Origin of the sequence: Hymenobacter sp. J193 (assembly GCF_024700075.1) — a bacterium.
In the GTDB taxonomy this organism is placed as follows: Bacteria; Bacteroidota; Bacteroidia; order Cytophagales; family Hymenobacteraceae; genus Hymenobacter.
Map to the genome: position 1 here is coordinate 14760 of NZ_JAJONE010000003.1, position 15631 is coordinate 30390.

The following is a 15631-nucleotide window of genomic DNA, read 5'->3' on the forward strand; positions in this document are numbered from 1 at the left end:
CTGTGCGTACCGACGGCACGCTTTGGGCCTGGGGCAGCAACTTCAGCGATCAGGTCGGCGACGGCTCCACCATCACCCGACGCACGGCCCCCGTGCAGTGGGCAAGGCCACCAACTGGGCGCGTGTGGCAGCAGGCATTAACCACACCGTAGCCGTGCGCAAAGACGGCACGCTCTGGGCCTGGGGTAGCAACGACAACGGCCAAATCGGCAGCGGCCCGCGCGGTAACGGCGTCACCGACAACCGCCGCGTGCCCGTGCAAGTGGGCACCGATACCAACTGGACGAGCGTTGCGGCGGGCGATTGGCACACCGTGGCCAAGCGCACCGACGGTTCGCTCTGGGCCTGGGGCAGCAACGGCGAAGGCCAGGTAGGCAGTACGCAGTTGGTACCCGGTCGCCAAATGTTCCCGGCCCGCATTGGCACGGCCACCAACTGGGCCAGCGTTTCGGCGGCCCAGTATCAAACCAGGGCCATCCAGCAAGATGGCGCACTCTGGGCCTGGGGCTACAACGGAAATGGTGAGCTCGGCACCGGTGTGCCAATCACCGGCCGCAGCACCCCCGTGCAGTGGGTACGGCCACTTCCTGGGCGAGCGTGGTGGCGGCCAGGTATTACACCTTAGCCATTCGGCAAGATGGCACACTCTGGGCCTGGGGCCTGAACGAAGGCGGGCAATTCGGCGACGGTACCAAAGTCAACCAGCGCGTGCCTGTGCAAGTGGGCACGGCCACCTGGACGAGCGTAGCGGCGGGCGTTGGCCACACCGTGGCCTTGCGCACCGACGGTACTCTCTGGGCCTGGGGCAGCAACTATGACGGCCAGCTCGGCGACGGCACCAATACCGCCCATATGACCTCCATGCAAGTGGGCACAGACACGAACTGGGCGAGTGTGGCGGCAGGCGGTTTTCATACCGTAGCCGTGCGCACTGACGGCACACTCTGGGCTTGGGGCCAGAACGAAAACGGCCAGCTCGGCGACGGTACCAAAGTCAACCGCCACGTGCCCGTGCAGTGGGCACGGACACGAACTGGGCGAGCGTGGCGGCGGGCGGTTCTCATACCTTAGCTATTCGGAAAGACGGCACACTCTGGACCTGGGGCTATAACGACGACGGTCAACTCGGCTACGGCACTACAGCCAACATGCGCATAGTCCCTGTGCAAGTAGGCACGGCTACCACCTGGAAGAGCGCGGCGGTGGGCCCCAGGCACACGATGGCCCTACGCACTGACGGCACCCTCTGGGCCTGGGGCTACAACGGCAACAGCGAACTCGGCGATGGTACCGGTGTCGACCGTCGCGCGCCCGTACAGGTGGGCACGGCCACGAACTGGGCAAACGCGGCGACGGGCCTGTATCATACCGTAGCCGTGCGCACTGACGGCACCCTCTGGGCCTGGGGCAACAATTCAAGCGAACAGCTCGGCGAACCTTCCCTCAGCACGGACCCACTCCTCATCGAAGGCGGTGACGGTTCGCTGCCCTTGAGCCTGCCCGCTTTCTCGGCCCGCACTGGCGGCTTACGGGCAGCCCCTGTGCCGTTGGGCAGCGGGGCTGTTCTCACGCTGGACTTCACCCTGGCCACCCCACTGGTGTCTGCGCCTCTGACCCTGACCGACATCACCGGCCGCGTGCTGTTGCGCCGGCTGATCAGCGCCCCGGCTGGCCCCGCCAAGCTGGTTGTGCCCGAGCTGACGAGCTGGCCCGCCGGCCTCTACATCGTGCGCCTGGTCATTGACGGCCGCCCCGCCCAGGTGAAGGTGGTGAGGGAGTAAAAGCTACTCGTCACAGTCCCGTTCGGTTAGGCTAGACACCCAAATAGCCACCCAAGTTCAGGCGAAGCCGTTTTAAAGAAAATAGAGCGGCATTTCTTCTAAAAAAGCCGTTCCGGGTGGGGCGGCTTTTTTCGACATATTGCGCTATGCTGCCCTAGCTGCAAAGTCAACGGAAGTCTGACGATTGAGAGATGAGACTTGCTAAAAACCATTAGGCTTTTTTCGTTCGTACCGCTAGCAGTACTAGGCCCAATCATGAAGTTAGAGGCTGCTCAAACCACCGTTTATTTAACCCAACAGCTGATTTTGGCTTGAAGAGTCAAACCCTGGCTAGTTCTCTTTATGTGATGTGTGATGGACTTTCTGTTTCGCTGTTTTTATAACCTTGCTTCCAAACAGCAGTCCCCCTATCTGCGGCTTGTCACTGCGCATGGTGGCTTGTGGCTCTGGCTGCACTTTGCGATTGTCGGGCTGTATTTGGTACTGCTCCAGCAAGTAGGCCCGGCGTATGTGCCGCGTATGACAGGCCTTGTGTACATGGGGCTAAGCGGCATCGCAGCCGGAGCAACTGTGCTCTACTTTCGCCGGCATCCTCGGAGCTACTGGTCAGCTTATCAAGGTGATGTAGGAACGGTGAGAGCCGGCTACGCCTTGCTGGGCATGCTCTCCTACGGCCTGCTGCCTTTTCTATTCTCCTTCGTCTGAACCAGACGCGTTTAGGGCTCCTCCGTTTCCCTGAACCAGTTTGTTAGCCCCAAGCCGCCGCACACTCTTTCAGCTACTATCAGCTATGGGCTTAGATGTAAGTCATGTTGTCCCTATTGCCAAGACGCACGCGGTTGAGCAACTAGAGTACTTTCCCGTAGAGGAACTGAGTATTTCGCCAGCGTTTATAGAAAAACATAAAGCGCTATTAGCAGAGGTACACGATGAAGAAGCGAAAGTGACCATGACAGTTTTATACGTCATGGAGAAAGGATACCAGCGTAAAGGCATGAGCAGCCTGTTCTATAAAGACTTTCAGAATGGAAGACCGTATTTCGACTTACTAAGTGTAAAAAAGGCATACGAATACCTTAAAGATGACCACATAAGCACCTTAGAGGCGTTGCAGCAAAACTTCCAAAAGAACTTTATTGAAAACTTCATCGAGGGTGAAAGCATCTTTTATGCAAGCTGGTAAAGGATCGAACTAGAATGTTCCTCCGGATGAAGGGCACGGTTACGGCAAATACCTATTCCTAAAAGCCTCCTTTACCTGAAATGATCGTTATCTTGAACCTACGCGAAGTAGCTTATGCCATGCCTTTGTTGAAATGGTATTCCACTGACTACCGCTTGGTCGCTGCTCGATATGCCCTGGGGTGGCTGCTGTGCGTGTCCGGCAGCAGCTTGTCGGCTTGCACGGACCTCTTCACGCGGGAAACCCCCATCTACGGCCCGTATTACGTCGCCCGTGACCCGTCGGCGTCCGGCTATAGCCTCTTTTACCGGGGGCCTAATGGCGTAGACTTTGACCGCTTTCAAGACGTTTCCCGGGTGGGCTACCAAGCCGGCTACGTGTTCATCCAATCTGGGCGTCAGTATTATTGGTTTGCGGTGCGCAACGACCGCAGCACCGACGCTGGGGACCCCGCCATTGGGGCCTTAATCAGCAAACCGCTCACCAGCGCTCAGTTCCAGCGGTTGACCGACAGCTTGGGTACGGGGCCCATTGCATTTCAATTCCAAGAGTAAAACGCGCGGGATACGGCACCTAGACGGTGTTATGCACTTGCGAGCAAATTAAGGCCAGCGGCTTTGGCCAACATGAGCCCCGCGAAGGCCAGGTAGTGGAGTTGTTGCAAACTGACGGCCAGCCGCTCGTAGTCACGGGCCAGGCGCTTGTAGCGGGCGCTCCAGCTTAGGCTGCGCTCGACGACCCAGCGGCGGGGCAAGAGCACGAAGCCGCGTTTGGCTTGGTCGAGTTTGACCACGTGCAGCTCGATGCCGTGCTGTTCGGCGGCCTGCGCGGGCGCTTCCCCCGTATACCCCTGGTCGGCGTAGGCCAGCGTAACGCTTTGCCCCGATGCTACTTGCACTTCTTCGGCCAGCACACCCACCTGCGCCCGGTCCTGCTCGTTGGCCGGTGTGACCACAGCCGCCAGCAGGTGCCCGAGCGTGTCGACGGCCACGTGCACCTTGCTGCCCTTGCGCCGTTTGGCGCCGTCGTAGCCCGCCCGGTGCCCGCTTTCGGGCGTGCTCTGCAGCGTACGCGAATCAAAAATCACGGCGCTCGGGTCGGCGGGCCGGGCCTCGTTCAAGCGCAGCACCTGGCGCAGGTCGTCGGTAAGGGCCTCAAACACACGGGCGTCGCGCCAGCGGGCCCACTGCTGGTAGCACGTGGCCCAGGGCGGCAAATCATGGGGCAAGTAGCGCCAGGTGCAGCCCGTGCGCACGACGTAGCGCAACGCGTTAAACAGCTCACGCAGCGGGTATTGTCGCTGGGCAGCATCTTCCCGCACCAGCAACAGGTAAGGCAATAAAAAGCCCCATTCGTCGTCGGTTACGTCGCTGGGGTAAGCGCGGCGGGTAATTTCCATACCCGCTAATTTCGCTCACAAGTCCATAACACCGTCTAAGCGCTAATCTAAATGCTCGTATCACTATTCGGACCGTTTCATTAGCCGTTCATCTGCTTGCTGATCGGCTGCTTTAGCATTTAGTACACGAACCACAGCACTTCGTCAGCATGCCTTGTAGGCCGACACAATGAAAAAACTTATAAGCTTGCTCCCACTAGGTGCTATACCCATGCTCATGCTCTTGCTCATGTGTGGAATGACGCTTCGGCTGAAAATGTATGGACACGCGTACAACGACAACAGAATGACGTTGGGCATACCAGTAGTTGAAACCGGCTGGCAAAGCCATTATAGTCGCTCAAATGGCGAAGTGCACTTTTCGGGCGACAAAGTTTACGGATTGGGGCACGTCCAGAAAAGAGTAGAAGTAGATTACCTCAGTGGCATCAAGCGTGAGAGCGACTTATTTATATTCAAATGGGTTACCATGGATTTGCGCTACTGCTACACCTGCAAAGAACCGTGGGAAATAGCCTATTATGGAAGGAACCAGCACGCCCTGCTGTCTTACCAACAAGCAGTAGATTCGCTGAAGATGTCTTGTCCTAAAATGAGTTGACCATCAATCCCCCGCAGATGGAACACTTATTTCTGTTACGCAAGCAGGCGCACGAGTTAAAAATGCGCCAGATGGTCGAAGAAATCACCTTTGGTCGCCACACCATTGAGTCGGCGATGAGCAAATACCAGGTGCTCACCCGCTCGACCGTTACCAAATGGGTGGAACGTGTCCGGCAAGAAGAACTGGCCCGTACCGAAGCCATGGAAAACACCGCGAAAAAGCCACCTACGACGCTCGTCGAGCAAGTGGTGCAGCACGCCGATGCGCTGACCGGCCAGGTCAAGCAGTTACAGAAACAGCTCGAACAAGCCGAGTTACAGGTGCTCTATTACAAAAACGTCATCCGGGTGGCCGAGCAGGAGCTGGGCCTGAGCATCGAAAAAAGTCCGCTACCAAGTAGTCCAGCTCCTGCGAGTCAGCTGCCCGCACTTTTGCCTGCGGCGGGTCAGCGGGGTACTTGGGTTCAGCCGCCAGGCTTACTACCAGCACCAAAACCGACAATTCACCAGCGAGGAACGCGAACAGTACGTCCTGGACTTGGTCGCCAAAGTGCGGGAGGACCACCCGCGCATGGGCGGTAAAAAGCTGTACTATCTGCTGCAAGAGCAGTTTATGACCCAAGGCATCAAGTTGGGCCGGGATGCCCTCTTTGACTTGCTGGCCGCTAATAACCTGCTGATTCGGCGGCGCAAGCGCAAGGCCATCACCACCTTTTCCCGGCATAAATTCCGCAAGTATCCGAACCTGATTAAGAACCTGACGCCCTTACGGCCCAATCAGGTCTGGGTGGCGGACATCACGTACTGGTTTACTGAAGCCGGCTGCCTGTATATCTCGCTGCTCACCGATGCCTACTCGCACCGCATCATGGGCTTCGCTGTAGCCGAAACGCTGGCCACGGTCCACTGTCGGTGCGCGCTGGAAATGGCCCTGCGCCAAATCAGCAAGCGGGCCGGCCGCCACCTGATTCATCACAGCGACCGCGGCATTCAGTACTGCAGCCAGGAATACCTGGCCCCGTTGGCCGCGTGGCACGTGCAGGTGAGCATGACCGAGAACTCCGACCCGCTGGAAAACCCCGTGGCTGAACGTATTAATGGCATCCTCAAGCAGGAGTATTTAAGTCACCAGCCGGTACGTTCGCTGGATGAAGCGCAGCAACACCTTGAACGAGCCGTGTTTCTCTACAACTATAAACGCCCCCATCTGAGTTGCAACTACCAAAGCCCTGATGAAGCACATCGCAGCTGGGGACCGTTAGAGCGGCGCTGGAAAAACTACTACAAACCACCCGTTGCAAACGAGCCAAAGGAAAGTAATTTTAGGACTACCACCGAAACGGTCAACGCAGACCCGGACTACCATTAAACGGTCAACTTATTTCAGGACAAGACAAAGATACTTCAACGTAAGCGCTAACGCTCCTTTGAGTGAACCGCTCCAAAAGGGCTCTGATAGTCCCTTGAAACCTGCGCCTTGGGAGCGGTCGAGTTCAATAAACTGGTTCAATTAGCTAAGTACAGAAAACCCTTTCCGGTGGATGAGTTTCGTGAACTCCTCTAATGCAGCGTTTGCTCCACTTTACCGCCGTATTTTGGCTTTCTTATTTCAGCAAGAGCATTCTTCAAGCGCCACGGCACGATACTTATTTTATGGCTACAGCACGAAAACGATGGGAGTAGACATTTGCGGATTTCTTGAAATAGCGAATGGGTACGAGGGGTACCTGGAACAGGATTACGTGTGGTTCACATGCCTCGACCTCAGTAGCTTAAACTTGCTCACCGGTGACGTGTGCGATGTGTTATTTGGCGAATCGAAACAGACCGTGCCGCCAGCCACTGCCCGTGGCTTGCCGGTGCCGCTGGCGCACCGCCGGGGATTTCCGCCAAACCTGGCGTGGTGGACGGCCCAAGGGGTCCAAGAATCGTTAGGCAACGATGCCACCCAAATGAGCATGTGGGGCTATACCTTTCTTTCCTATGATGAAATAGCAGCCATCCACTGGCAGGACCATCCTGAGGCGGAACAGGAGTTGGCGTGGCCTCTTGGGTGGAGCCTGTTGTTTCAGTTAATGAAAACATTGGATGAAGCCTCGAAGCACCAGCGGTTAGTCGTTTGGTTTGAGTGGCGTTGAACGACCGAGCTGTATCCCGCTGAGGCCAGAGGGCAGCAATAGGCAGTGCTTGCTGGCCGAGTAGGCCAAGAAAACGGTGGTATTTGTGCTAATGCCTTCGACTATTTCACTTTGTCACATTTGTTAAACGGTCATTGAAGTAAGGTGTCAGATGACTCTATAGGGGACAGAAGTTTCGATGATGTAAGCTTCAACTTAGTATAGGTAATCATTCATTGTCGGCACTCAATCTAGTGTCTTCTGTTTGATTAGCGGGCACTTTGCACCTGTTCTAGCGTCTTGTCTAGCTCTTCACGGCAATCAGGGCGGGCCAATAGTTTATCAAACAAGTCAAGAGCAGCCTTGCTATCGGCATCGTCAGCAAGGTGATGTGGAAGTGAGATATACGCCTCTATCAAAACTTCCAGTGCTCTACTAGCTGGCCAATAACCTCGGGAAACTGGAATCTGTGAAAACAGCGTATTTAAGGCATCAATACACTCAACCGGATGGTTCTTAACGCTTTTGGCTAAGTAGTCAACAAGGAAATGGTCCCTGTCAAAATCGGCTGCACAGTTGATTAGATAGCGCGGGAGTAACGGTGCTATTCTTTCAAAATCGGCCGGAGGAAAGTGAATAAAAATGGAGTCGTACGCCCGCCGAAGCTTTTCTGTCGGTGCTGGCACGAGAAACATCTCAAAGGCCTCAAAGAAGACTTGCTTATCCGGCCAGTCGTCATATCCGTTAGTCAACATCTTGAGCGAAGCCGCGCGCATATCGGGGTTGATAGCCCATAGCTCAATCAGCACCTCATAAGCTCCAGGCTTGTTATTGGCCCACATCACCGTCAGAATATTGGTAATGGGCTTATGGGCTTTTTCTTCGCCGATAGCCTGCTGACAAAGAATAAGAATGGCATCATAATCGCGCCAAACTAAGTACTGCAACGACCACATCCCTGGTTCCATCAGTTCAAAATCACCGCCTATCAGACCTACAAAAAGCGCCACAATGTCTTTAGGTGGCACCTGGGTATTCAGTAGCATGGCTACATGATAGGCGGCACCAGCCCGAACATACCGGGAGCCTTCCGCAGCCACCAGTTGCAGCGTATCTAAAACCTCAGAAATAACCTCGTCAGGAAGCTTTTCTTGCAGCAGATTAAAAATAGCATTGCCACCTGGTGAGTTTAAGGCATAGGTTGTCAATTCTACTTTATCACCTGAAACAGTTGGCGGCGTAGTAAGATTGTCGCGCACCCGCATCAAGTCTGCACGAATATCTTCCGGGTCGGCTTTCCGCTTTTGCCGTCGGCATCAACGCGGACATTCCGGCGAATACGTCGAACTTCTTCGTGTGTCAACAACTCAAGCTGGAAAGCCAGGTCAACCAGCGGCTGAGCCAGTTCGAGGGCTACATCACCGAAGACGGGCAACAGGGTAGCAACACTCCTGTCTTTATGCTCGACCAGATATTGGAGAACTGATTTCCAGCGAGCTGGCGCTTCTTTTACCAAACCAGAAAGCTGCTGTATCAATCCTTCGTACGTTCCTTCTTCACTGTGGAACGGGCGGTCTTTGTCGCGGTATTTTCGCAGTGCTTTGAGCCAATCATTGGCCGTGACAGCGTCTATTTTCCAGTTTTCTGCAGGAGAAGGGTAACCATGGGTCACCTTGATTCCCATACCAGTCATTTCATTGGGAATATTTCCCCACTTGCGTAATAGTTCTTGGTATAGCCGCACTAATTCCGGGAAAGCAGCAAATCTGGGTGGGGTCAGTGCCAACAGGTAACGTAGCGTTGCCTGGCCAAATCGGCTATAGGCTTTGCGCTGACCATCGTGCACGTAAACCTCCTCGTCAACCAAGGTCGTTCGGCTAGTCAGGACGGCTACCAGCAACCGGCGTTGGTCAGGCGAGGCTGCATCCCACACCATTGAGAAAATAGTGAGCACTTGGTAGCCTATTTCACGATGGGCTGCTTCCGCTAACCAACCGGGCTTGACAAATAGTGCAACCAGCGCGTTAGTGAAAGGGGGCAGATTTGCGGCTACCGCTGCCAATGCGGCGCTAACGAGTGTTTTAGTGCGACTATTCAACCATTTCACAACGGTTTGGCAGTCTTTGGCAGTGAATTCACTACTCTGCTCAACCAAGTATTTCCACACGTAATACTGGACGGCATCCGGCGCATTATGTGGTTCCTCTTTGTCTGCCGAATCCCGTTCCAGAAAGTATGGCGGGGGCAGAAGAGTATACTTGCTTTTCCAGTTCCGATAGTGTGGTTCCCGGTAGTTGTTCGCTTTCTTAATCCAATCCCGGAGCAACTGGCTACAAAGGTCAAAACATACAGTTGGAGCCGTTTTATAAAGGTTTTTGAAAACTTCGGCCTGAAAGTAAGCCTCGTGTTCAACATGGGCACGGGAGGAATCAGGCCAATCAACCAACTGCTCGTACACCTTGTTCGCCGTCCATTCTGGTAGATAGATGGCCGCCTTTTGCAACAGCCGCCAGAAGATGAATTGTTGATTCTGCGGCACTTCTTCTATAGTGAACAACTGTTCAAACAATGGGACAAACAGCCGATGCTCACGCGCTTTAGCGTAGGGAAGCACTGCAGCTATCCACGCCGTCTTATGAATGTTGTTTGGGAGTGCGTCAACCTGCTCCAACGCCAAATCGGGGGCGTGGTTGGTAAGCCGCCAGAACAGCGCCCGGCCAATGGCTGTATCCTCCGGCGCTATTGACTCAGGCAACAGCAACTGGAATATGGTAGGAGAAACCAGCCACGTAAGCCACGGCCGCGCCCGAATAGCTTCCAAAAAAGCTACCCGTAGTGTCTCATCGCTCAGGATAAGCTCCTGCACAATGGTGAGCTCTTCGGCAGTGGGCTCCTGCTGCGAGGCAACCTGTTGGGCCAATAACAGTCTGATGTGGAAGCGACAGGCCGGCGAGCCAAGAAGCTGCTGCAGTGCTTGCAAATATTCAGGAGACCCGACGCCCCGCAAATACACCAATACTTGTTGAATCAGCGAGCGTTGAAACAAGCCTTGACCCGAGCTAAGCACGAAATCAGCAAGGGGCTGGCCAGAAAATGCAAATTGACGGGCAAATAAGTATTCGAAAAAGGACTGGTGAAAAAGGGCAACGTGCTGGTTAGACGCGCCGGTGGTAACTAAAACGCCGCGGCTGCACAGGTACTCAAATACCTCTACATCCTGTTCCCGGTAGTTAAATTTGGGCAGGGTTAATGTTTGGCCTGTATGCATGGCTACCGCAAGACTTGTCAAATAATTCTTGACTCGAGTTGACGCCATCCCTTCGGGCAGACGGTTACGACGCACCAAGAAGTCGTCGAATAGCCGGCCGTAAAGCCCCTGCAAACTGGTAATGGGCTTTTGGCTCCGAGCCGCATCATCTAATGCACAATAGATAGCCAGATGCAAGGGAACTCGCAACAGTTCCTGCAGGACGACTGAAAGGCCACCTAAATTGGGGGCTGCTTGGGTGACCTGCAAGGCTTCTTCCACTTGGCTGAGACTGAGCAAGGGAACCTCGACCCGTTGCGCCTGACGGAAAGGCGCTAAATCGACATCGTGCTGTAGGTCGAAGGTGCGGCATGAAAAGACAAACCGGATGTTTGGCAAAACATACAGCTCGGAAAGCAACTCCGTGTAGCTCTTCAATTGTCCGTGGTCAGTGGACAGGCACATGGACAAGGCATCGAGCTGGTCGATGATGACGACTGCCGGCCGCTCGGTGGAGGCTGCCGCCGTGAGAGCCTGTTTGAGGGGGTGGTGCAAGCCGTCACGCTGAATCTGGCTCAGCAGTTCGCCTTTGGTACTGCCCTTTACCCGGTCCGCCTTAAGGCCTAGTACCGGTACATTTTCGTGCTGCAATGCGAGGCAAAGGGCGCGCGCCAATACAGTTTTACCTACCCCTGCGCCACCAATCAGAATCTTGCTTTTTCGGCTAGCTGCCGACTCGCCCGGTTGGGGAGGTGACAAAGGGTTCAATACCCAAGAGAGGAGCTCGGCAACCTCTGGGCGGGTGATGTGATGCGCGGGCAGGTGGCCAATGGTGTAGGGCTCACTGGTAAGCGACGAACTAGCCTGCCGTAGCTGTGCCATTACATCCGCAACAGCGGGTGGTAGAATGAGTGGTTGGCCCTGCTGAATCAGTTCCTGCCGGATGAGGTCAGGCGTGAGCCTTAATTGAGCAGCACCCGCACGGAGGGCTAGTGCAGTAAGGCTATTCTTAGCAGCAGTAGCGTCAGCGACATGGGGCTGCAACCGTAATAGCAGATTCTCAGAGAGCAATGGAACAGGAAAAGCATAAAGCTCCACTTGCCGGAGGAATCGAAGAGTATCGCTACGGGAGGGATTAGCGCTAGCAAATTCCTGTTTCAGATACGTTTCGATTGCTTTAAAAACCTGGTAAGGTCCTCCTGCTAAGTCGGCTTCCAAGTTGGCCAGCTCAGAAGTATTGACCCTTTCTACACAGTCATCTAAGTCACGGTTTACTGGAGATTGGGATATCAGCAGCAGCCGCGCAGTGCTGTCCTGCTGGTGTTGGCTGAAAAAGTCATGGAGTATTTTGCGGTCTCTGAGTTGCTTTGCATCCCAACTACCATTGCTGTCCCGGTACTTTAAGCTAATGTATTCACTAGGCTTGCTGCGATGGGTAATTAGCAAGTCATCCACTGCAGACCTCTGCAGTGCTGCTGGATTAGGCAAACCGTCAGCTGGCGTTGGGAGCTCGACGTGGTGTGCTTCGGGCCGCAAAAAAATGATATCGTCTTCGGTAATAGCTTCTGCGAAGCGAAAAGCCGTGTACAGTACCTGATACTCTACTCCGGATAAAGTGGCCGACCCTCCTGCGCGTGACATGGATATTATGTGTTACTCATATCGAAGTGCTTGATATGAAGATCAAGATAATAAACCGTTATGGGCTCACCGAATGAATCTCTTTCTAGCTCACTTCCAAGTCAGAACTATTTGTATCATTATATAAACGCACGTTCGTAGTATGTTGCAACGAATAGTAAGAACTTATACGTCTTGCCCGATGCCGTGTGTAACACTGTTAATAAGAATTACCGCACAATAAGCCAAAGCAGAGCCCTACTACAGCCGTACTCGGTGATCTGCTTTAACTGAAAATTGAGCGCTTTCATACCGCAACTAATACAGCTTCTTCTATCGGCGACAGCATAGCCTCATAGTTAGAGTTCAGCGCAGGGTAGAGCAGCAGCAACGCTGCAATCCTACGCGCTATATGCGTAAACTCCATTACTTCCTGAAGCTGTAGCGAGCGGCCCAACACCTCATAGCTGCGGTAGCTAAGCCATTTTTTGAGCACTTGGTACCCGCCTATATTGTAATTCCATACCCCCATCGGCACGTTGGCCCAATACACATCCTCGTTAAGATGCACGTTAACTGTTTGAATTCCCCACTCCGCCGCTCTGAATTCCTCCGCAACGCGCGGCGTACTCAGTAAGCCAGGGCCTGGCATGACTTGCCCTTTATGGCCAAGGTATCCCCAGCGGGCTTTCACTTCAAAATGTTCCGCATTTGCATCCAACTGTCGCACGCCATCATAGTGCCGAGGCATAGCTATGGAGATCAGTTCTGATGCCAGCGTACCCTGCGTAACGCCCTTCACCGGTGCGGCCACGTTAAGCAAGGCCGCCAGTTTGCGGCCCAGCATAGCACTACCAGACAATACTGCCGGATCCGGTGGCAATGGCAGCCGAGGCCAATCCTGCTGCAATGCGCCAGCGTTGTGCGCTTGGTATGCAGGGGCATGCATCACTGCTAACGCGTGGTAAAACAATGACTCTGGCGCTTCCCCCGTTTTATACAAGTATTTCCAGGCCAGCTTAGAAAGATTGTAGACAGGCTCTGAGTCAGCCACCTGTGGCGTGTTAAACAACGGGAAAAAGTTGGTGCCACGCTCATTGACGTGCAAACTGCCAGCAACGGTAGTGAAATTCGAAGGTGAGTAGGCTTTGCGGCTTGCCTGCATTGCTTCCAGCCATACTGTGCCATGAGCCAGATTGCGTTGGTAATCCGCTCTTTCTCTATCCAAGAGTTTGGTATGCGGATTCCAATACAGCCAACGCAAATCGAATGGCCGGTATAGATAAGGGATTATCTGGCCGGATTCATAGCCGTGATTGAGCAGAGTATGTCGCGTTTGAACTGCATTAAAACCCGTAGCAGATTCCATCAGGCGAGGCACTAGTTTTGTCAATTCCTCATTCGATAACGCTGCATTGAAGTAGGCACGCATGCGTGACTCTAGTCGGGCTTTATCACCGTCTACTAAGGCTTCGTCTCGGCTAGTTTTAATACCGGGAAAGGACACTGGGAAAAGCTCTGGCAATGTGGGATTATCCAGATAGCCAGCGCGCACTGTTCGGGGCAAAAATGTAAGCCCTAATTCAGCAACGGGCGTCACACGCTGGTAAGGTACATCCGGTCGTCCTATGCTGCTCAAGTCGTCGGCAGGTGCTGCCAATAGCTCCAGCTGCTTCAGTTTATCGGAGCCGCGGATATCCCGATAGGCTATATTCTCCGTCCCCGCTGTTGCTCTTGTGCGCACCAATGTAGCCACAGCGGTACCCACTTGGATACCTTCCCGGTTGGCCTTTGAGCTGAACACGCTTGGGTCAGGCTTACCGTCGTAGGTCTTTCCTGTTCGATACTTATCGCCATGCAGGTTGTCTATATAAATTAGGTCGAACGCCGTCAACAACCGCTCCCGTAGTCCGGGGTGGCTTAATCCATCTAGCCACGAGTTATTCGACACGTAGCAAACCAATCCGCGCCCTGACCGCTCGGCGATTTGGCGTTCCGCAATGCGAAAGAATCGGATATACAAATCGTTGAGCCCTTGTCCCTGCGGCTGAACCGTCCGGGCTGGGTTGCGGTAAGCATCGGTTAGGCGGCGTTCCTCCGAAATGGCCAATCCAGAGACCCCATCGTAAGGCGGATTTCCCAGAATTACCATAATCTGCTCTTCTCGTTTCACATGCCGCGCCTGCTCCGCTTCTTGGGCCAGCGCGGGCAAAATGACCAACTGCTTTTCATGCTCAGCAGGGTCCCACCCGGTCAGCGCGTTGGTTAGGTAAATAGCAGCCTTCTGGCCATCCCCTAGTGGGGCACCTGCCGCCCGCAGGGCCAGCCCTAATTGTAAGTGGGCTACTACAAACGGAGCTGTCAAAATCTCAAAACCAAACAGGCGACGAGTTGCAGCCTCTCGCAGCATTGCTCCGGCTAAGGCGCCATGCGTTTGCAGTAGCCGCCTACCCACGAAACGCAGTACCTCCACCAAATACGTTCCCGTCCCACAGCATGGGTCCAAAACCACTACTCGCTCATCTGCTAGGCCTTCTTCGATGCCCAATTTCTCTTTGAGCATCTGGTCTACCTTCGCTATCATGTAAGAAGCTAGTTCGGGCGGTGTATACCACACGCCCATTTCCTTCCGCAATTGCGGGTCGTACGCTTCCAGGAACGGCTCGTAGAAATATTGAATGGCTGTGCTGTCAGCAAATCGGTTGAAAAACCTGTCCCTTCGTACTCGGCACAACGTGCGCCCAGTACGGGTCATCAAGTCCCGCATTTTCAAGCGGTCCACACTGGACGATGCGCCAATGTGCTCAAACAACACTTGCAAGACCGGTATTTGAAGGTAATGGGCCGTGGTGCGCCAATCGAATTCATCCTTGCGGTCCGGCTGCTCCCGATGCCATAACACCCATGCCGAGAATACCCCATAAAACAGGGTTTGAACGATGGTAGCGTGCAAGAAGCGTACGCCTTTTGGTCCATCGAATCGTGCCCCCAAGCTCTGCTCCAAGGCGGTTATCAACGGGACCAGTTCGTGCAGGTCCACCCCGCTGAGCCGGTCTCGTGCCTCCCGAGCGAAGGAGGCCAGCAGCCACGCTAGTTCCCGAGGTTGGTCCAACGGAGCGCCATGCAGCATGCACCGCGCTAAGAACTGCTCTGCCGCATCAGCCTGCTCCGCCGATAATATCTCAGGTTGCGCGCACAGGCTCCAAAAGCTTACTTCGTCAGGTGCCAACTCTAGTGTATCCAGCACCATCAGCTGGTTGAATTCATTCTTACCCAAGAAAGCAAAGTGCCGCAGGTTTGTCACCAACACCTGCCCATAATGCTGCCAATACTTTGAAACCTGTTTGCCTTCCAATAACGGCTTTAGCGACGCACCTGGTCCTTTCACCTCCCCAGCGCCGCGTTCAGGCTGCTGCCCAGTCATCCGCAACGGTCGCGAAGAACGCCCCGACGGCACCGCAAATAATCCGAAATCCGGTCTACCAGCTCCTAAGTCTTGGAGTTGAAATACCGATCGTACGGGCTGACGCAACGTTTCACCTATTGCATTGAGCAGGTTCTCCAATGGCCCGTAAAACGATGTTTCCTCAGTGCCACCTCCTGTTTGGTGAATAAAATAAAGGTCACGGAGATAGCGAGTTAGTAAAGGTTGGGGCATACCAATAATTTGAGCAATGGTAG

Annotated in this window: 14 protein-coding genes; 10 read left to right on the plus strand and 4 right to left on the minus strand. The window is 54.3% G+C overall.

What is annotated here, in order from left to right:
* The first annotated feature begins 2 nt into the window (after positions 1 to 2).
* From LRS06_RS25640 to LRS06_RS21565, 7 genes are all read left to right on the plus strand, one after another.
* Complete coding sequence (locus LRS06_RS25640; RefSeq protein ID WP_374679457.1) at positions 3 to 152, plus strand: hypothetical protein; 150 nt, start codon at positions 3 to 5, stop codon at positions 150 to 152.
* Entirely contained in the window at positions 125 to 625 is a 501-nt protein-coding gene (locus tag LRS06_RS21540) for a hypothetical protein (RefSeq protein WP_257873468.1), read from the plus strand. Before LRS06_RS25640 ends, LRS06_RS21540 begins: the two co-directional genes overlap by 28 nt.
* Complete coding sequence (locus tag LRS06_RS21545) at positions 601 to 1071, plus strand: hypothetical protein (RefSeq protein WP_257873469.1); 471 nt, start codon at positions 601 to 603, stop codon at positions 1069 to 1071. Before LRS06_RS21540 ends, LRS06_RS21545 begins: the two co-directional genes overlap by 25 nt.
* Positions 1044 to 1781, plus strand: coding sequence for a hypothetical protein (locus LRS06_RS21550; protein ID WP_257873620.1), 738 nt, complete (start codon positions 1044 to 1046; stop codon positions 1779 to 1781). The genes LRS06_RS21545 and LRS06_RS21550 overlap by 28 nt, the downstream gene beginning before the upstream one ends.
* A gap of 351 nt (positions 1782 to 2132) precedes the next feature.
* Entirely contained in the window at positions 2133 to 2486 is a 354-nt protein-coding gene (locus tag LRS06_RS21555; protein ID WP_257873470.1) for a hypothetical protein, read from the plus strand.
* 85 nt (positions 2487 to 2571) lie between these two features.
* Positions 2572 to 2964 carry a hypothetical protein gene (locus tag LRS06_RS21560; protein ID WP_257873471.1) on the plus strand — a complete coding sequence of 131 codons (393 nt, stop codon included), beginning with the start codon at positions 2572 to 2574 and terminating at the stop codon, positions 2962 to 2964.
* Between the two features lie 80 nt (positions 2965 to 3044).
* Positions 3045 to 3518, plus strand: a complete 474-nt coding sequence (locus tag LRS06_RS21565) for a hypothetical protein (protein ID WP_257873472.1) — start codon at positions 3045 to 3047, stop codon at positions 3516 to 3518.
* A gap of 29 nt (positions 3519 to 3547) precedes the next feature.
* Here the strand turns inward: LRS06_RS21565 and LRS06_RS21570 are convergent, their stop codons facing one another.
* A complete protein-coding gene (locus LRS06_RS21570) occupies positions 3548 to 4363 on the minus strand; it encodes an IS5 family transposase (RefSeq protein ID WP_257873473.1) in 816 nt (271 codons plus the stop codon).
* Positions 4364 to 4601: 238 nt separating this feature from the next.
* Here LRS06_RS21570 and LRS06_RS21575 point away from each other — a divergent pair, with 238 nt between their 5' ends.
* From LRS06_RS21575 to LRS06_RS21585, 3 genes are all read left to right on the plus strand, one after another.
* Complete coding sequence (locus LRS06_RS21575; RefSeq protein WP_257873474.1) at positions 4602 to 4964, plus strand: hypothetical protein; 363 nt, start codon at positions 4602 to 4604, stop codon at positions 4962 to 4964.
* Positions 4965 to 5402: 438 nt separating this feature from the next.
* Positions 5403 to 6335: an IS3 family transposase gene (locus tag LRS06_RS21580; protein ID WP_257873621.1), complete on the plus strand. Its 933-nt coding sequence runs from the start codon at positions 5403 to 5405 to the stop codon at positions 6333 to 6335.
* Positions 6336 to 6516: 181 nt separating this feature from the next.
* Positions 6517 to 7104 carry a hypothetical protein gene (locus LRS06_RS21585; RefSeq protein WP_257873475.1) on the plus strand — a complete coding sequence of 196 codons (588 nt, stop codon included), beginning with the start codon at positions 6517 to 6519 and terminating at the stop codon, positions 7102 to 7104.
* 248 nt (positions 7105 to 7352) lie between these two features.
* On the opposite strand, the gene LRS06_RS21590 is transcribed toward LRS06_RS21585, so the two are convergent.
* The 3 genes from LRS06_RS21590 to LRS06_RS21600 all read right to left on the minus strand — a co-directional run bounded on the left by LRS06_RS21590 (position 7353) and on the right by LRS06_RS21600 (position 15608).
* Positions 7353 to 8342 (minus strand): hypothetical protein, encoded by a 990-nt coding sequence (locus tag LRS06_RS21590; protein ID WP_257873476.1) that lies wholly within the window; start codon positions 8340 to 8342, stop codon positions 7353 to 7355.
* Positions 8343 to 8347: 5 nt separating this feature from the next.
* Positions 8348 to 11971 carry an NACHT domain-containing NTPase gene (locus tag LRS06_RS21595; RefSeq protein ID WP_257873477.1) on the minus strand — a complete coding sequence of 1208 codons (3624 nt, stop codon included), beginning with the start codon at positions 11969 to 11971 and terminating at the stop codon, positions 8348 to 8350.
* A 286-nt stretch (positions 11972 to 12257) separates the two neighbouring features.
* Positions 12258 to 15608, minus strand: a complete 3351-nt coding sequence (locus tag LRS06_RS21600; RefSeq protein WP_257873478.1) for a type ISP restriction/modification enzyme — start codon at positions 15606 to 15608, stop codon at positions 12258 to 12260.
* Positions 15609 to 15631 lie beyond the last annotated feature (23 nt).

Bases quoted from the DNA above. Each gene is read 5' to 3' on its own strand.
- LRS06_RS21575 (WP_257873474.1), top strand. From the start codon at position 4,602: ATGACGCTTCGGCTGAAAATGTATGGACACGCGTACAACGACAACAGA.
- LRS06_RS21560 (WP_257873471.1), top strand. From the start codon at position 2,572: ATGGGCTTAGATGTAAGTCATGTTGTCCCTATTGCCAAGACGCACGCG.
- LRS06_RS21595 (WP_257873477.1), bottom strand. From the start codon at position 11,971: ATGTCACGCGCAGGAGGGTCGGCCACTTTATCCGGAGTAGAGTATCAG.
- LRS06_RS21600 (WP_257873478.1), bottom strand. From the start codon at position 15,608: ATGCCCCAACCTTTACTAACTCGCTATCTCCGTGACCTTTATTTTATT.
- LRS06_RS21570 (WP_257873473.1), bottom strand. From the start codon at position 4,363: ATGGAAATTACCCGCCGCGCTTACCCCAGCGACGTAACCGACGACGAA.
- LRS06_RS21565 (WP_257873472.1), top strand. From the start codon at position 3,045: ATGATCGTTATCTTGAACCTACGCGAAGTAGCTTATGCCATGCCTTTG.